General features: G+C 73.2%; 14 protein-coding genes. 5 read left to right on the plus strand and 9 right to left on the minus strand.

What is annotated here, in order from left to right; translation table 11 throughout:
• Window positions 1-112: 112 nt before the first annotated feature.
• From ACSNOG_RS00450 to ACSNOG_RS00470, 5 genes are all read right to left on the minus strand, one after another.
• Complete coding sequence (locus tag ACSNOG_RS00450) at window positions 113-1,099, minus strand: hypothetical protein (protein WP_436750455.1); 987 nt, start codon at window positions 1,097-1,099, stop codon at window positions 113-115.
• The gene (locus ACSNOG_RS00455) at window positions 1,096-2,301 is read right to left on the minus strand and encodes a metallopeptidase TldD-related protein (RefSeq protein ID WP_436750456.1); all 1,206 of its coding nucleotides are present in this window, start codon (window positions 2,299-2,301) and stop codon (window positions 1,096-1,098) included. The genes ACSNOG_RS00450 and ACSNOG_RS00455 overlap by 4 nt, the downstream gene beginning before the upstream one ends.
• Window positions 2,291-4,333, minus strand: a complete 2,043-nt coding sequence (locus ACSNOG_RS00460; RefSeq protein WP_436750457.1) for a radical SAM protein — start codon at window positions 4,331-4,333, stop codon at window positions 2,291-2,293. The genes ACSNOG_RS00455 and ACSNOG_RS00460 overlap by 11 nt, the downstream gene beginning before the upstream one ends.
• Window positions 4,333-5,739, minus strand: a complete 1,407-nt coding sequence (locus ACSNOG_RS00465; RefSeq protein WP_436750458.1) for a radical SAM protein — start codon at window positions 5,737-5,739, stop codon at window positions 4,333-4,335. Before ACSNOG_RS00465 ends, ACSNOG_RS00460 begins: the two co-directional genes overlap by 1 nt.
• Before the next feature lie 126 nt (window positions 5,740-5,865).
• The gene (locus ACSNOG_RS00470; RefSeq protein WP_436750459.1) at window positions 5,866-6,363 is read right to left on the minus strand and encodes a YybH family protein; all 498 of its coding nucleotides are present in this window, start codon (window positions 6,361-6,363) and stop codon (window positions 5,866-5,868) included.
• Between the two features lie 443 nt (window positions 6,364-6,806).
• Here ACSNOG_RS00470 and ACSNOG_RS00475 point away from each other — a divergent pair, with 443 nt between their 5' ends.
• Window positions 6,807-7,349: a hypothetical protein gene (locus ACSNOG_RS00475; RefSeq protein ID WP_436750460.1), complete on the plus strand. Its 543-nt coding sequence runs from the start codon at window positions 6,807-6,809 to the stop codon at window positions 7,347-7,349.
• A gap of 50 nt (window positions 7,350-7,399) precedes the next feature.
• On the plus strand, window positions 7,400-8,245 hold the full coding sequence (locus ACSNOG_RS00480) for a DUF4097 family beta strand repeat-containing protein (RefSeq protein WP_436750461.1): 846 nt from the start codon (window positions 7,400-7,402) through the stop codon (window positions 8,243-8,245).
• Window positions 8,246-8,909: 664 nt separating this feature from the next.
• Here the strand turns inward: ACSNOG_RS00480 and ACSNOG_RS00485 are convergent.
• Window positions 8,910-9,701, minus strand: a complete 792-nt coding sequence (locus ACSNOG_RS00485) for a LysR family substrate-binding domain-containing protein (RefSeq protein WP_436750462.1) — start codon at window positions 9,699-9,701, stop codon at window positions 8,910-8,912.
• A 58-nt stretch (window positions 9,702-9,759) separates the two neighbouring features.
• Between ACSNOG_RS00485 and ACSNOG_RS00490 the strand changes: the two genes are divergently transcribed.
• A complete protein-coding gene (locus ACSNOG_RS00490; protein WP_436750463.1) occupies window positions 9,760-10,149 on the plus strand; it encodes a DUF5997 family protein in 390 nt (129 codons plus the stop codon).
• 94 nt (window positions 10,150-10,243) lie between these two features.
• On the opposite strand, the gene ACSNOG_RS00495 is transcribed toward ACSNOG_RS00490, so the two are convergent.
• Window positions 10,244-10,684, minus strand: a complete 441-nt coding sequence (locus ACSNOG_RS00495) for a hypothetical protein (RefSeq protein ID WP_436750464.1) — start codon at window positions 10,682-10,684, stop codon at window positions 10,244-10,246.
• Window positions 10,685-10,802: 118 nt separating this feature from the next.
• Here ACSNOG_RS00495 and ACSNOG_RS00500 point away from each other — a divergent pair, with 118 nt between their 5' ends.
• Both ACSNOG_RS00500 and ACSNOG_RS00505 read left to right on the plus strand, forming a co-directional pair.
• Window positions 10,803-11,159 carry a hypothetical protein gene (locus ACSNOG_RS00500; protein ID WP_436750465.1) on the plus strand — a complete coding sequence of 119 codons (357 nt, stop codon included), beginning with the start codon at window positions 10,803-10,805 and terminating at the stop codon, window positions 11,157-11,159.
• Between the two features lie 101 nt (window positions 11,160-11,260).
• The gene (locus tag ACSNOG_RS00505) at window positions 11,261-11,917 is read left to right on the plus strand and encodes an HAD-IA family hydrolase (protein ID WP_436750466.1); all 657 of its coding nucleotides are present in this window, start codon (window positions 11,261-11,263) and stop codon (window positions 11,915-11,917) included.
• Window positions 11,918-11,993: 76 nt separating this feature from the next.
• Here ACSNOG_RS00505 and ACSNOG_RS00510 read toward each other — a convergent pair whose 3' ends face one another.
• Both ACSNOG_RS00510 and ACSNOG_RS00515 read right to left on the minus strand, forming a co-directional pair.
• Window positions 11,994-14,747: a discoidin domain-containing protein gene (locus tag ACSNOG_RS00510; protein ID WP_436750467.1), complete on the minus strand. Its 2,754-nt coding sequence runs from the start codon at window positions 14,745-14,747 to the stop codon at window positions 11,994-11,996.
• Between the two features lie 122 nt (window positions 14,748-14,869).
• Window positions 14,870-15,748, minus strand: a complete 879-nt coding sequence (locus ACSNOG_RS00515; RefSeq protein ID WP_436750468.1) for a YwqG family protein — start codon at window positions 15,746-15,748, stop codon at window positions 14,870-14,872.
• Window positions 15,749-15,780 lie beyond the last annotated feature (32 nt).

Here is a 15,780-nt window from a genome sequence, read left to right on the forward strand (position 1 = left end):
GGGGGCTTGTCACCGGTCTTGGCACCGGGTCCTGGTGCCGGGGGACGGGCGCCGTGCGGGAACGGGCGCTGTCGGATTGCGGGCGCTGTGCGGGTTACGGATGCTGTGCGGGTTACGGATGCGCGGGGACGATCAGCCGGCCGGCCGTCAGTTCCGTGGTCACGCAGGGGACCTGCGCGTAGGACTCCCGGCCGATCGGGTCGCGGGCGAGCGCCGGGCGGGCCGGGGCGCAGGCGGCTCCGGTCTCCCGCAGGAGGGTCCCGGGCGCGCCCCTCGCCCGCAGGAGGCCTCTCCCCCGGGCCTGTTCCCCGCCGTCCACGACGCAGTACGCCGCGAGCCAGTCGGGGCGGCCGTCGGCGGAGCGGCCGCAGGGGGTGAGGGAGTCGAGGAGGAGAGCGCGCCGCGGGAAGGCCGTGCGGGGGCGGTGGTCCGGCGCGGCCGCGGGGCGGCCGGCGGTGCCGAAGGTGCCGTGCGGCACCAGCCAGCGCTCCGGCTCGGCCAGCAGCTCGCACGCCCGGCAGAGGTCGGCGTGCCGGCGGCCGGTGGCGGTGACGAGCCCGCGGAGGGCGAAGTCGTGCGGCGGGTAGGGGGAGGAGCAGCCGCTGCCGGGCGGGCCGGCCGTGCCGTCCTCCTCCTGCGCGGCGGCGGTCAGCGCCAGCAGCGCGGCGGGGCCGAGGACGACGGGGTCGTCCGGGCGGATGTCGCCGGGAGCGGCGGCGGACGCCCAGGGCAGGGAGCGGGGCGGGCTCGTCCCGTCCTTCAGGTGGAGGACGCGGTCGCGGTCGCGGACGAGGAGGTAGGTCCGGGTGGAGGCGGCCACGCGGCGGCCCTCGCACCTGACGTCCGTGGTGACGCGGCCGGTCTCCACGAGCAGGCCGTCCTCGCCGAGCGCGGGTGCGGCGCGGTCGCGGAGCGCGCGGTGGACGGCCCGGGCGCGGCGCCCGGGGTCCTCGCCGGTGCGGGGCGCCGCGGTCGACAGCCACCACGTGCCGGGCTCGTCGGACGCGGCGGTCACGGCGAGCCGGGTGCGCGTCTCGCCGGTGCCGGGGTCCAGGCGCACGATGTCGTGGCCGCGGGTGACGGTGACGGCGGCGGTCACGGCGTGCACCGCAGGCGGGAGAGCCGGAGGGCGGGTGCGCGCATGCCGACGTCGAACAACAGCTGGCCGTCCTTCCCGCACAGGGCGTTGTCGCCGAACTCGGCGTGCGCGCCCGTCTCCGCGACGCGGGTGAGGACGTCGGCGCGCTCGCGCAGGCGGCCGCGGACGTACTCGCCCGTGCGGCGGCCGGAGCGGATCCGCTCGCCCAGCACCAGGCGGGCTTCGAGGGTGGCGCCGGTGCGGACCCCGTCGGCGAGCCGGTGGACGAGGAGCCCGTGTCCGGCGTTCTCGACGAGCGCGCCGGTCTCGGCGTCGCCGGGCCGGCAGACGACGTTCGACATGCGGGGCAGCGGCCGGTGCAGCACCGACGCGGCCCGGCTGCTGGCGGTGGGCATCGCCCCCGCGGCCGCGGCGCTGGAGAGGCTGTGCAGCTGGCGGACCAGCCTGCCCTCGTGCACGATCCGCTGCCGGCCGAGGCACAGGACGCCTTCGTCGTCGGTGTCGTAGCGGGCCGGTCCGCCCTCGGCGAGGGGGTCGTCGTCCAGGGTGATCAGCTCGCCCGCCACGCGGCAGCCGAGGCGGTGGACGAGGGCGGGCGCGCCGCCGGGGGGCGCCTCCGCGAAGTGCCCCGCGGCCTCGTGCAGCAGGACGCCCGCGGCCTGGGGCATGAGCACCGCGGCGCACTCCCCCGGGTCCGCGGCGCGAGCCGCGTCGACGGCGTCCAGCAGCCGGGCGGCCGACGCGCGCCACGCCGGGTCGGTGAGCCGGGGCAGCGCCGGGCCGCGGCCGCTGCGCCCGACGGGCACCTCGTGTCCGCCGGGCGTGAGCAGGTCGCCGGTCAGCGACCAGACGCGGCGCGCCTGGGGGGCGCCGGTGCCGTGGGCCGTGCCCGCGACGACGCGGACGGAGGAGACCTGCGTGAACTGCAGGACGGCGCGGCCCCCGAAGTGGTCGCGGAGGGCGGTGAGGGCGGCCAGGACGTCCCCGGGGGCGTCGGGCGGCTCCGGGTCGGGGAGGTCGATGCGCCAGGGGCCGGGCGGGTCGCCGGAGAAGATGCGCGTCCCGCGGCCCGGGCCCCGGTCGTGGCGGCCCATGCGGGTGGACAGGCGGTGGACGGACGTCCCGCGGGGGCCGGCCCGCACCACGGCGCCGACGGCCAGTTCGCAGGCGACGCTCTCCCCCGCCGGGCCGTCAGCGGGCATCGGTGTCGCCGCCCGCCGGTGCTTCCAGCAGCAGGCCCATCCCGGCCAGCGAGCGGACCAGTTCCAGGCCGCGGCGCAGCGCGGTGTCCGGGTCGCCGGAGTCCTCGGGGAAGACCTCGGCGATGAGCTGCCGGGCGGTGCGCCTGCCGTCGGCGCGCTCCAGCAGGTCGCGCGCGCTGCGGCCCAGCTGGATGGTCTCGATCCGGTCGTGGGCGCTCTTACGGGTGACCACATAGCTGCTGCCGTCGGCACCCGTGCCGTCCCCGGCGGCGGGTGCGTCGGCCGGGCCGCGCAGCATCCGGTGCAGGTCGTGCGGGAACTCGGCGCTGAGGAAGTCCCCGGCGCGCAGGGCGGATTCGGGGCCGACACTGGGCGCGGCGGGGCGCGGGGGCGGCTCGGGCAGGTCGGCCGCGGCCAGCCGCATCATCTCGTAGCGCACGAGGGACGCGGCCGGGGAGTCCTCGATGCCGAGCCGTACGGTCTCCTCCTGGGCGAAGACCAGCAGGTCCCGGGCCTCGCTCTGGTGGGGGAAGCGGGTGCCGGGCGCGTGTTCGGCGTTGTACTTCTCGATCCAGGCCACCCAGCGCTCGTACCAGTCCATGGGCGAGTCGTAGTACGGCAGGAGCCGCGGCCACAGGGACGCGAGGACGACGACGTGGCCCGAGAGCTCCTCGGCCGCGTCGATCAGCGCGTCGCCCACGTCCGGGCAGGCGAAGCGGTAGTCGGTGCAGAAGATGTCCTTGTGCTCGCGCCGGTACTGCTGGATCTGTGCCATGGGCCGGTCGGTGACGGGGATGTCGTAGTACTCGGCGGGGCGGTTGAGGGTGGGCGCGTACTGCTTGTACATGGGCGACTGGTGCAGCGGGACGAGCGTGAAGAGCTGGCTGCGGCCCTGGCCCTCCTCCAGGAACTGGAAGAAGCGGGTCAGCGTCTCGGTCATGGTCTCGCGGGTCTCGGTCGGGTAGCCGACGATGAAGCCGGTGACGGGGCGGATGCCCGCGGCCTTCGTCGCCCGGACGACCTCCAGGGAGCGTTCGAGGTCGAGGTTCTTCTTGATCCAGCGCTGCATCTTCGGCGAGCCGCTCTCGATGCCGTAGTAGATCTCCTCGCAGCCCGCCGCGCCCATCTTGTCGAGGAGTTCGGCGTCGATGAGGTCGGTCCTGGTGCTGCAGCCCCAGGTGACACCGAGGTCGCGGGCGATCAGGGCGTCGCAGAACTCGTGGGTCCAGGGGCGGTTGCAGGTGAAGATGTCGTGGGAGAAGTTCACGCTGGTGCGGCCGAACGCGTCGCGGACGTACTCCAGCTGCCGGATGATGTCGTCGATGGGCCGCATGCGGAACTTGCGCTCCCAGAAGGGTGCGGTGGCGCAGAAGGAGCAGCGGAAGGGGCAGCCGCGGCCGACGTCCAGGTAGAGGCGGGCGCCCTTGGACATGTCGTAGGCGTAGTAGGCGGGCCAGGGCAGGTCGGCGAGGTCCTGGACCAGCGGCCGGTCGGCGTTGACGACGGCCCGGCCGCCCTTGCGGTGGGTGAGGCCGCGGATCCCCGAGAGGTCCCGGCCCGCGTGCAGGGTCTCCAGGAGTTCGGTGAAGGTCGCCTCGCCCTCGCCGCGCACGATGAAGTCGGCCCAGGGGAAGCGGTCGATGAACTCGGCGCTGATGGGGGTCACGGCGGGCCCGCCGAGGCAGATCCGGGTGTCCGGGGAGCGCCTGCGCAGGGCTTGGCCGAGGAGGACGGTGTGGACGAGCGAGTCCGCGTCGGTCATCAGGCCGACCAGGGAGTCGCCGGCTTCGAGCACGGCCCGGGCGAGGTGGTCGTAGAGGGCGTCGTCGTTGGGGACGGCGCCGTCGAGGAGCAGCTGGTTGGTCTCCACGACCTCGACGGTGGCGGGTGCCCCGGCCGCGTCGGCGGCGGCTTTGAGGGAGAGCAGGCCGACGGGGACGAAGTTCTGCATGGGCGGCGGGTCGCCGGGCTCGGTGCGCAGGGACATCCCGCCGTGGTTGAGGTGCGGGCTGGTGGCGAGCGCGACCCTCATCACGAGCGCTCCCCGGGCGCGGTGCTGCCGGCCGCGATCGCGTCCCGCCCGGCGGTCCCGCCCTGCTCCGCGGGCCCGCCCTGCTCCGCGGGCCCGGCCCGTTCGCCGCGGCGCAGTTCGACGCGCGGCTCGGCCATGATGCGCTCGCGGAAGAGCTCTTCCCTGCGCAGGATGCTCTGCCGCTGGAAGTCGCTGGTGCCGCAGCCGTCGAAGGTGCCGTTGAGGATGCTGGACTGGCTCGGGCAGCGCCCGGTGCAGAAGTACTTGTCGTCGTTGATGGGGCAGCCTTCGCAGGTGTCGCGGTAGTTGTCCCAGGTGATCTTCCGGACGAGCCAGTCCTCGCTCTCCCAGATGCCGGTGAACGGCGTCAGCTGGACGTTTCCGCCGCACAGCACCTTGTTCCCCGCGCAGGTGCTGCACGGGAAGACGTCCCCGGCGGAGTTCACGTAGCAGACGCCGCGTCCGCTCATGCAGCGGCGCGTGGCGAAGACCATGGTGTAGAGGAAGTCGAGCACCTTGCCCGCGCACAGGCCGAGGTCGCGGTCCTTCTCGCGGCCCCACTCCTCCTCGTCGATCCAGAACCGGGCGGTCCGCTCGACGTCGTGCATCGAGCTCGCGAGGTCCCGGTGGAGGGCGCCGCGCCCCATCGGGATGAACGGCACGCTGCGCAGGCTGATGTCATTGTCCTTGGCCCAGCCGATGATGACGGGGAGGTCGTCGACGTTCTCGTGGGTCGTGGTGGTCATGATGCTGGTGTTGAATCCACGGTCCCGGAGTTCGGTGAGCCGGCGGGTGACGTAGGCGAATTCGCCCTCGTTGCGGTACTTCCCCTGTCCGTGCAGGCCGTCGATGCTCATGCTGATGATGACGTCGTCCTGCGGTATGCGGGAGAGCAGGCGTTCGCCGAGCGTCGTGCCGTTCGTGGCGATGCCGATGACGAATCCCAGGTCGTGCGCGCGCTGCACGATGTCGCAGAAATCGGGGTGCATCGTGGGTTCGCCGCCGGTCACGATCAGCGAGAAGACGCCCATGGCCGCCCATTCGTCGAGCAGCCGCATGATGAGTTCGGTCGGCAATTCCGAGCTGCGCGCCCGGCCGCCCTCGACGAAGCAGTGCGGGCAGCGGAGATTGCAGGAGCGGGTGATCTCCAGCCAGACCATGGCGGGCGCCCGGAAGCGGAAATCCGTCTCCACGGAGAGCGTTTCGACGAGGTGGTCCGCGCAGCGTTCGGGGGGCTCGCCCGCGCGCAGCAGGGCTTCGGCGCCCTCGTCGTACATGGCCACCGAACCGTCCGGGAATGCGGCCAGCCAGCCGAAGTCCTCCCGGCGGTAGCGGATGAGCGGCCGGGTCTTCGGCGGCAGCCGCCGGGCGTATGCGGGCGTGCAGGACGAAAGGTGCTGCAGCAACGTTCCCCTCCATGGTCTCCGTCGTCGTCCGCGCCGATCGCGCGCGGGACGGACGTGAACCGCCGGGGCCCTCGCCGGTGAGCACGAGAGCCCCGGCGGTCGTCGGGTGCTCCGGTTCCCCCGCTGCTACTTGGGGGTACCGACGGTGCTGGCCGTGGTGGCCGTGCGCTCTTCGATGACGGAGATCTCCTCGACGGCGCGCTCGGGCGAGTCGGGTACGGACGGCATGTCCTGGGGCGAGACGTGCAGGTGGGCGATGCGCAGGTCGCCGCGCGCCCCGCGGGTCACCACGAGGGTCTCGCGCAGGTAGTGCTGCTCCTCGCCGAGGGCGACCCGGCAGTGCAGGCTGACGAGGGCCGTGTCGCCGAGGATCCGGATCTCGGGCGAGAGCAGCTGGCTGCGCCGGGCCGCACCGGCGGAGAGGGTGAACACCCGCTGGAATTCCTCACGGCTGTCGATGCGGGTGGGCGACGACAGAATGAAGAACGTGGCGTCGGCCGCGAACAGGTCGAAGTACCCCTGGTCGCAGCGGTCATATGCCGACCGGTACTCCTCGAGGAGCTGCTGGACGGCTTCCCTGGTGATGGCGCCCGCGGTCACCGTGGGCACGAAATCTATGGTCATTGAGCGATTCCCTTGTTTTTCGGCTGCTCCGGCTGCGTCGACTGCATGAGGGACCGGAAAAGGGACGTCGTGCGGGAGCACCCCCAGCAGACGCTGAGGGAGGGTACCTGCGGAGAATTTCTCTTCTCTCTCGCCCTTGCATCAGATCGCAAGGCTCACCCAGTCGCTCGCATGTTCGCTGGTATCCGACTATCACCGAGGGTGAGTTGACTGTCAATACCCGCGAACTCTCCTGCATTCGTGTCCGGTCGCGGCCTTTGATCGCGGTCCGGGGCCGGCCCCGGACCGGCTCGCGATCAGCGGTTTTCGGCACGGAATCCGATATTCAAGCGGAACGTGAATTCGGGAGTCCCGTTCCGAATAGAGGACTGCCGGGCCGCGCCCGGTCCGGCCGCGGGCCGGGCGGCTTGCACATGGCGCCACGACGGTGTGAGGATGGCGCCATGGAACTCATGCGGTATGTCGACAACCTGCGCCAGGAACTCCTGGTCGCAGCCGAGGCCGGCGACGCGGAAGCCCGCGAGGTCGCCGAGCGCCTCGTCGCGCCGCTGTCCTCCGCGGTCCGGCTCGTCCTGCTCGACGCCCTGTCCGCCGCCGCGGACGAGATCACCAGCGATCTGGCGCCGGGCTCGGTCGAGGTCCGGCTGCGCGGGCTCGACCCGAGCTTCGTCGTCACCCTCCCCCCCGCCGACCCCGGCCCCGCCGACGCCGAGGGCGCCTTCGAGCGCCCGCACGCCGGCGCGGTGCCCTCGCTGCCCGCCCCGCCGGCGGCGGGCGGGGAGGACGGCGCCACGTCCCGCATCAACTTCCGCCCGCCCGAGCACCTGAAGGCGCGGATCGAGGAGGCGGCCGGACGCGAGGGCCTGTCGGTCAACGCCTGGCTCGTCCGCGCGGTGTCCGCGATGCTCGACTACGACGAGCAGGCCCGGCGCCCCGAGCGCCGCGCACCGCGCGGCGGCCAGCACTTCACGGGCTGGGTGACCTGACCCCGGCCGCAGCCGGAGACCACCACCCTTCCGACCAGCGGGGAACCCCCATGCCTGTTTTCGAGACGTCGCAGCCCATCTCCGTCTCCGTCGACCTCGCGCTCGGAGACGTCCGCCTCCAGGCCGAGGAGCGCACCGACACGGTCGTCGAGGTGCGCCCGAGCGACCCAGGCAGCGCGGCGGACGCGAAGGCCGCCGAGGACACCCGCGTCGAGTACGCCGGGGGCCGGCTGCTGGTGAAGGGGCCCAGAGCGCGCACCTTCGGCCGGACCGGCTCCGTCGACGTGACGATCGGCCTGCCCTCGGGCTCGGCCGTCGAGGGGACGGGGCAGATGGCCGCCTTCCGCTGCGGCGGGCGGCTGGGCGAATGCCGGATCAGGACGTCGGCGGGTGACATCCTGGTCCAGGAGACCGGCCGGCTCACCGCCACCACCTCCCTCGGCGACATCACGGCCGAGCGCGTGGACGGCCCCGCCACGATCACCACCGGAACCGGCGCGATCCGGGCCGGCGAGCTGGCGGGGCCCGCAGTGATCAAGAACTCGAACGGGAACAGCTGGGTCGGGGAGGCCGCCGGGGAGCTGCGGGTGCGGTCGGCCGCCGGCAGCGTCTCCATCGGCACGGCGCACGCCGCCGTGGAGGCCAAGACCGCTCACGGCGACATCCGCGTCGCCGAGGTCGTGCGCGGCTCGGCCGTGCTCGCCACGTCCAGCGGCGGGATCGAGATCGGCATCCGCTCCGGCACGGCCGCGCGGCTCGACGTCCGGACGAAGTTCGGCACCGTCCACAACCTCCTGACGGCTTCCGACGGGCCCGGCCGCGCCGACGAGACGGCCGAGGTGTACGCGACCACGTCGGTCGGCGACGTGACGGTCCGCCGGGCCGGGAGCGCCTGACACGGACGGTTTCCGGCCGACCGGAAGCCCGGGGCACGGCCCTTCCGGAGCGGGCCCGCCGTTCAGTCGGTCAGGGCCCGCACCACGATCCGCACGCCGCGCCACACCCAGCCCAGGGCACCGAGCTCGATGGCGGTGTCCGCGGCGTCGACGGCCATCTCGGCGCGCTCCGGGCCCCGGCAGCGCCGGCACGTGCGCCGTCGGAAGCGGCCTTCCCTTCCACAGCGCCTGCACGCGCCCCCGCGATTCCACATGAGCATGATCATTCCACGGGCGGGCGCACGGCGAAGGGCCGGTCGGTGCCTGGCCGACCGGCCCCGTGTCCTGCGGACGGTCCCGAGCCGTCCGGGTCTCCTACGTCATCCGCCGCACTGGCAGGGGCCGCCCGACTGGCATCCGCATGAGCAGCCCGGTCCGCACGTGCAACCGTCGCTGTTCGCCGGGGCGGGCTCGTGAAGGGTCATGGCCGGCTGTCCTCCTTCGACGCGCGGTGTCCTCGTTCCAGCGAACACCCGTCCGGTTGCGGCGACAAGAGGCCTGCACGGCCCGGCCGAACCTTGCCGCATTCCCATCGCTCGCCCTGCCGGGGCCCGCGGCGCCGACGCGCACGGCGGTCCCCCGGCGCCGCGCGGCGCCGTGCGGGACCGGGGCCGTCCGGGTCACTTCACGACTTGCGGCGCGGCTTTCCGCGCTTGGCGCCGGCCGCACCGCCCCGGGGGCCCTTGCCGCCCGACTTGCCGGCGGCGGGCTTGCGCTGCGCGCCGCCCGTCCCGGGACGCTTCTGCTGGGGCTGTGCCTTGGCCTTCGCCTTGGTCTTCCCTTCGCCCTGCGCCGCCTGGGGCAGGGGCCGGCCCCGCGAGCTGTTGACCGTCCGCCCGCGGACGATCCCGATGAAGTGCTCCACCAGGTCGGTGGTCTCCTCCTGCGGCCACGACAGGGCGACGCGGGACTCGGGGGCGTCCGAGAGCGGCCGGTAAGTGAGGTCCTTGCGGTGGTGCAGGCGGGCGAGCGACTGCGGCACGATCAGCACACCGATGCCCGCCGCCACCAGCTCGATCGCGTCCGCCGTCGTGGCGGGGCGCTCGATCGCTGGCTGCCCGGGCAGCGTCTCCCAGCCGAGGACGTCGTCGAGGGGGTGCAGCACGATCTCGTCGGCCAGGTCCTCCGGGGACACCTCCTCGACCGCCGCCACGACGTGGTCCTTGGGGATCACGACCACGGTCGTCTCGGTGTAGAGGGGGATCGCGCTGAGGTCCTGCCGGTCCACCGGCAGCCGTACGAAGCCCGCGTCGGCGTCGCCGCGCCGCAGCGCCTCGCACGCTTCGGCGGCGGGCACCGCCACGAGCGTCAGTGGGACTTCGGGCAGCCGCTCGTTCCAGATCCGCACCCACTTGGTGGGTGTCACTCCAGGGACATACGCGAGCCGGAACGAAGGGGAATCTTCCGAGCCTGTCACCCCGCCAGGTTACCGGTCGTGGTCAGAGGTAGCTCACATGCTCGATACCCTTGACAGCATGACGTCGCACAAGACCGCCCAGACCATGAAGCCCGCGACCGCGGCGAAGAAGCTGGGTGTGTACCTCCAGGCCACCCCCGCCGAGTTCCAGGAGGGTGTCGTCTCGCGCAGCGAGCTCAACGCACTGCAGGCCGATCCGCCCCAGTGGCTGCAGGACCTGCGCCGCAACGGCCCGCACCCCCGACCGGTGGTCGCCGCGAAGCTCGGCGTCTCCATCGCCGGCCTGGCCCGCGGCGGGGTCACCGAGCCCCTCACGACGGAGCAGATCGACGCGCTGAAGGACGAGCAGCCCGAGTGGCTGCAGCGCGAGCGCGCCACCCAGGCCGAGGTCCGCAAGGAGGCCGTGCGGATCAAGGAGAAGAACGCGGAGCGCGACGACAAGTCCTGAGCCCCGCGCTCCCGCCCCCCTCGTGATCTTGATCACCTTCCTTCGGTGATCAAGGCCTCCCCGGACGACTTGCGGGCGCCCGTCGGGGAGGGCGTCAGCGGCGCAGGTCGCGGGAGAGGTCGATGATCTCGCCCGCCAGCGTGGCGACGACCTGTTCGCGGAACTCGTCCGGAGTCAGCTTCACCGGCGTGTCGGGTCCGGCGTGCCCGGCGATGACGCCCGACGGCGCTTCGGCCTTCGCGGCGTGCTCCTCGGATATGCCGTCGAGGGAGTGCGCCAGGGCGCCGGTCACCGCGCTCTGCATCGACTTGGCCACGCTGAGGTCGTCGAGGCAGAAGCCCACGTAGGCCGCGATCACCTTGCCCGAGTCGTCCACGACGCGTATTCCCTTGGCGATGGCGTTGCCTCCGCTCACCGTCAGCGTCGTGATGCCGTCCTCCGACTGCGACAGGGAGAGCGCGCCGCGCTCGATCGCCGGGTTGGCCATGGCATCGTTCGAGCCGCCGGGCACATCTGCCGCACTGTGGTCCGCCATGATGTTTCCCTCCTCCGGGTGCCTCCGGGTGCCGGGACCCGCTCTCCCCCGCCTACCCCTGCGGCAGGGCGCCGATTCGCGAGGCGTAGAACCGTTCGGCGCGGCTAGGCGTATCGATATGACTACTTCTCACCTCATCGATCCCGAAGGGCCGAGGGCCGGTGTCCGGACCGTTCCCGAAGTCCAGCAGGCCCACCGCCGGCTGGACCGGAACGCGGCGGGGCCGGTCCAGCAGACCCAGTACGGCCGCGGGGCCCTGACCGCCTACCTCTGGGCCCTGGGCCGGGGCCAGGTGGCCCCCGTCACCGGCGGCCGCAGCGACGGCGCCCCGGACCTGCCTGCGCTGACGGCCGAAGCGGACGCCGCGCAGGCGCAGCTGGAGGACTTCACCCAGCGGACCGTGCCCCGGGACTACGTCCGCGGGGTGCTGGACGCCCTGTCCTGGGTGTGCGGGCACAGCGACACCGGCCCCTGACCGTCAGCCGGCCGCGTTCGGTCGGTCATGGACTGGGCGGACGAGACCCGGGCCCACCGCCGCCCCCTAAGTACATGTTCACGCCATGTACTCTCCCAGCCATGCGATTTTCGGCGAGTGCTCTGCTTTTCGACAGCGATGAAACGCTGGTCTCCTCCTTGCGGTCGGTCCGGCGCGTGTGGAGTCAATGGGTCGAGTCGTACGGCATGACCTTGGAAGAGGCCATGGACCGGGTCGAGGTGCACGGGCGGCCGGCTGCTGAGATCGCTGCTGCTCTGCTGCCTGCCGGGGAGGTCGAGGAAGGGCTGCGGCGGCTGGCCGAGGCCGAGGTGGCCGATGCGCTGGCCGGGGGCGTGGTGGCCGTTCCGGGGGCTGCCGGGCTGCTGGCGTCGCTGCCTCAGGACCGCTGGGCCGTGGTGACGTCGAGCAGCCGGCGCGTGGCCGAGGCCCGGCTCGGGCAGGTGGGCATCCGCCCCAAGTTCCTGATCACGTCGGACGACGACATCACCCACTTCAAGCCGCACCCCGAGCCCTTCCTGCTGGCGGCCGCGCGGCTCGGCGTCGACCCGTCCCGGTGCGTCGTCGTCGAGGACGCACCGGCGGGTCTGGCCGCGGGGCGGGCGGCCGGCATGGCGACCGTCGCCCTGACGACGACGCACCGCCCCGACGAGCTCGACGCGGACGTCACGGTCGCCGATCTGACCGCTGTGTCCGTCCGGGTCGATGACGCCGGAGAGCTGGAGGTTCTCGCCGGCTGAGCCGGCGCCCCACGCACGTTTCCCGGCCCGCGTCATCCCTCGCGGACCGGGAAACCGCCTCGGCGCTCGCTACTCGCTAGGAGACCGTCAGTTCCGCAATGCCTGTGCGGGACCCGGCGGCGGCAGCACCGCGCACCTCCACCCGTACGTACCGCGCGGACACCGCCCCGCCGGCGGCAGCGGCAGGGCGCCACGTCCGCCCGTCGGTGGACAGCTGCACGGCGTAGGAGGCCGGTGCCGGGCCGGTCCAGGTCGGCGTGACCTTGCTGATGCGCGCGGACTTGCCGAGGTCGGTCGTGAGGGTGCCGGACGGGCCGTCCGGGACCCAGGCCGTGGCCGTGTTGCCGTCGACGGCGGCGACCGCGTACATGCCGGGTTCCTCGGAGGTGGCGGTGGCCGCGGTGCAGCGGGCCAGGTTGCCGGTGGGGGCGAGGTCGGGGCGCCGGGTCTTGAGGACGGCGGGGGCGCCCTTGCTGAGGACCTGTTCGCCCTGCGGGGTGTCCAGGGTCATGGGCGCGCCGCCCGTGAGCCGCACGGTGGTTTCGTGGGCGCCGAGTTCGACGTCGTACGTGCGCCCCTGCCAGCGCAGCCCGCGCAGGGTGACGCCGCGCCCGAGCTGCGGGGGCAGCATCGGGTCGAGGCGGAGCCGGTCCTCGCGCATCCGCATGCCGGTCAGGCCGTTGGTGAAGGTCTGCAGGAAGCCGCCCTTGCCGGTGAGGAAGTCGTGCGCGGGCGAGCCGGCCAGCGGGTCCTCGGCACCGGCCTTGGCGCCGCGCGCCTCCGAGAACTGGGCGAAGGGGCCGCGCACGAACGGCCTGATGGACCGCTGCAGGTAGGTGTACGTCGAGCAGCCCGGCTCGCCCGTGCCGGCGGCGGCGATGGCGTGGACCGAGTCCGTCATGGCGGGGCCGTCGGGGTCGGTGCGCTGGGCGTAGTAGTCGAGGGTGGCGGCCGCGGCGCCCTTGGGCATGGGCCACTCCAGGGGGTACGTCAGCAGCACCGTGTCGGCCTGCTTGATCTTGCTGCCCTGGTAGCCGTCGTACTGCCGGAAGACCTTGCGCTGCGCGTCGTAGGGGATCCGGATCCGGTCGGCGATCGCCGTCCACTCCCCCGGCACGCGCTCGCCGAGCAGTTGCGCGGCGCGGGCGGCGTTGCGCAGCGCGGTGACGGCTCCGGCGTTGGTGAAGACCGCGTCGTCGACGCCGTTGCTGTACTCGTCGGGCCCGGCGGTGTCCTTGATGGAGTAACTGCCGTCCGCGTTGCGGTGGACCCGGCCGGCCCAGAACTCGGCGATGCCCTTCATCACCGGCCAGCCGCGCTCGCGCAGCCAGGCGGTGTCGCCGGTGGCGAGGTAGTACTGCCAGGTGGCGAGGGAGATGTCGGACTGGAGGTGGATCTGGGTGCGGCAGTGGGGCGGGTCGACGCTGTGGCACTCCCGGGCGAGGTCGCCGTTGCTGCCGCTGTTCCAGGGGTAGAAGAGCCCTTGGTAGCCGAGCTTGCGGGCGTTCTCGCGGGCTCCGCCGAGGGTCCGGTACCGGTATTCGACGGCGGTCCTGGCGAGTTCGGGCGACGTGGCCAGCAGGGCGGGGTACATCCAGGTCTCGGCGTCCCAGAACACCAGGCCCGCGTAGTTGTCGCTGGTGAGCCCGGCCGGGGCGATGCTGTTGGCGGCGCCCTCCCGGGTGCTGGAGAGCAGCCCGTACCGCGAGGAGCGCACCCAGGCCTGCAGGTCGCGCTGCCCCGGCACCTCGATGTCGGAGCGCCACAGCCGGGCCCAGGCGGCGCTGTGGGCGCGCAGCAGGCCGTCCCATCCGCGCCGGGCGGCGCGCTGGGAGGCGTTCGTGGCGTCCCGGCGGGGCGAGTGCGAGGTCAGGGCGGTGTCCACGCCGATGTACTTGGTGAGTTCGTACGCCTGGCCCGTGCGGACGGGGAAGCTGAGGGACTGCTGTGCGCTCAGGTCCGCGGGGGCGTCCGCCTGCCGGGCCCGGGCCGCGCGCACGCCGTGCCCGGCGCGCAGGGTGGAGGCGACCGCGCCGTCGGTGTCCGTTCCGTCGGTGCGGAAGGCCACGTCCATGGTCCGGCCGTCCTGGCCGCTTCCCGTGGTGCGGTCGCCGCCGCCGGTCTGCCGGACGCGCCGGGCGCCGCGCCCGTCGAGCAGGTCGGTCACGGTGGCCACGCCGCTCCAGTGCGGCGTCATGCTCAGCCGTACGGCGCCGGCGTGCGGGTCGTTGCGGTCGGCCAGCACCTCGTAGACCAGGTCGGTCTTCCGTCCGTCGGCGGCGGTCCAGGTCAGGGAGGTCCGGACGATGCCGCAGTGGAGGAAGAGGGTCTGGTGGTAGTCGGAGATACGACCTGGATTCGTAGAAGAGTTGAAGGTCTCTCCGTATTTGCCGCCGGTGGTGACGTTGAGCGTGGTCCAGGTGGGCAGGGCCGCGACGGCCTCCCGGTCGCCGGCGGTCTGCGGGTTGTGCGCGTAGAGCCCGGAGACGAACGAGCCGTCGTAGCTCGGGGTGAACAGCGGCCAGCCGGTCTTGGCGCTGCTGTCGGTATAGCCCGACCCGTTGGGTGCCACGCGCTGGCCGAGGTAGCCGTTGCCGACGTAGGCGTGATGGGTGTCCTCGCTGTTGATGCGCGTGGAGTCGAGGGTCCAGCCCCCGTCCGTCCGGCAGGTGCCGGAGGACGGGAGGACGGAGGCGGGGGGATGTCCGGCAGTGGGGGGTGGTGGCGCTGCTGCGGCGGCCGCGGGCGCTGCCGTGGCGGCGAGCACGCCGGCGAGCAGCCATGCGGACAGGCGGACGGGGCGCGGCCGCGCGCCGGGAGAGTACGTCATTGGTCTCCGTCGTCTTGCTCCTGCGAGAGTCCCGCGACCATAAATTTATGAACGGTGAACGTCAATACCCTCAGTAACTCGTAAGAGTCTTGAAGGCGACGGCGGCGCGGCCGACGCTCCCGTCAGCTGCACTGCCAGGTGAACACGGCACGGTCGAAGCGGCAAGCCGCGAGGTCTTCCCGGCGTATGAGCCAGTACAGGGCGCCGCAGTCGCCCCACATCATTCCGGCGTCGTCGTCGGAGTCGATCTGGGCGAGCAGCGTCCAGCGCAGTGCTTCCTCGCCGATGCGGGGGTCGTCGTTCGGCGGGTTGCCGAGGGCGACGGAGGCGGCCTCGGACTCCACGTCGTCCTGCACCGGCTCGGCGTGGCCTCCGACGAGGTGTCCCGCGCCCGGGACGTCCCACAGGGCTTCCTGGAAGTCCTCGTCCCACAGCGGGTGGTCGTCGGGCATCGGGGCGAACTCCCGGTAGACCACGGGGTGCCAGGAGTAGGGGGCCGTCGTCTCCGCGCGTGCCGTCAGCCGTACTTCGGTGTAGGGCCGGATCCCCTCCGGTGCCGGCCGCTCGACGAGGCGGACGCCCGCCGGTACGTACAGCACGCGCGCGCCCGCCTGGCTGCCGGGTTCGTAGGGCGAGACCTGCGCGCGGCCGTCGTCCAGCTGCCCGTCGAAGTAGAAGAAGTACAGGGTGCCGTCTTCCGGCAGGGCGATGTCGAGGGCCGCGGAGGGCAGTGCGGCGCAGTCGAGGGAGGCGATGAAGGTGAGCGGGCCGCGCCCCTCCCACACGGGCCACTCCTCGTTCTCGGGGAGCTCCGGCAGCCCGCCGAGCCGGCCGACGACGACCGCCTCCGCGCCCTCGGCCGCCTCCGTGCCCTCGGTCGCGTCCGTGATCCCGTGCAGGCCCAGGCCGGGCCGCAGGAGTCCGATCCACCGCTCGGCGATGTCGGCGGGCAGGTGTTCGCGGGCGAGGGTGTGCAGCGCGTCGGTGGTGTTCCGTGCCATGAGGTGATCATGCACGGGACCACTGACAACGG

The sequence above is a fragment of the Streptomyces sp. URMC 124 genome, assembly GCF_051386455.1.
Classification (GTDB): domain Bacteria; phylum Actinomycetota; class Actinomycetes; order Streptomycetales; family Streptomycetaceae; genus Streptomyces.

Bases quoted from the DNA above. Each gene is read 5' to 3' on its own strand.
- ACSNOG_RS00455 (WP_436750456.1), bottom strand. From the start codon at position 2,301: ATGCCCGCTGACGGCCCGGCGGGGGAGAGCGTCGCCTGCGAACTGGCC.
- ACSNOG_RS00460 (WP_436750457.1), bottom strand. From the start codon at position 4,333: ATGAGGGTCGCGCTCGCCACCAGCCCGCACCTCAACCACGGCGGGATG.
- ACSNOG_RS00470 (WP_436750459.1), bottom strand. From the start codon at position 6,363: ATGACCATAGATTTCGTGCCCACGGTGACCGCGGGCGCCATCACCAGG.
- ACSNOG_RS00475 (WP_436750460.1), top strand. From the start codon at position 6,807: ATGGAACTCATGCGGTATGTCGACAACCTGCGCCAGGAACTCCTGGTC.
- ACSNOG_RS00480 (WP_436750461.1), top strand. From the start codon at position 7,400: ATGCCTGTTTTCGAGACGTCGCAGCCCATCTCCGTCTCCGTCGACCTC.
- ACSNOG_RS00490 (WP_436750463.1), top strand. From the start codon at position 9,760: ATGACGTCGCACAAGACCGCCCAGACCATGAAGCCCGCGACCGCGGCG.
- ACSNOG_RS00495 (WP_436750464.1), bottom strand. From the start codon at position 10,684: ATGGCGGACCACAGTGCGGCAGATGTGCCCGGCGGCTCGAACGATGCC.
- ACSNOG_RS00500 (WP_436750465.1), top strand. From the start codon at position 10,803: ATGACTACTTCTCACCTCATCGATCCCGAAGGGCCGAGGGCCGGTGTC.
- ACSNOG_RS00505 (WP_436750466.1), top strand. From the start codon at position 11,261: ATGCGATTTTCGGCGAGTGCTCTGCTTTTCGACAGCGATGAAACGCTG.
- ACSNOG_RS00510 (WP_436750467.1), bottom strand. From the start codon at position 14,747: ATGACGTACTCTCCCGGCGCGCGGCCGCGCCCCGTCCGCCTGTCCGCA.
- ACSNOG_RS00515 (WP_436750468.1), bottom strand. From the start codon at position 15,748: ATGGCACGGAACACCACCGACGCGCTGCACACCCTCGCCCGCGAACAC.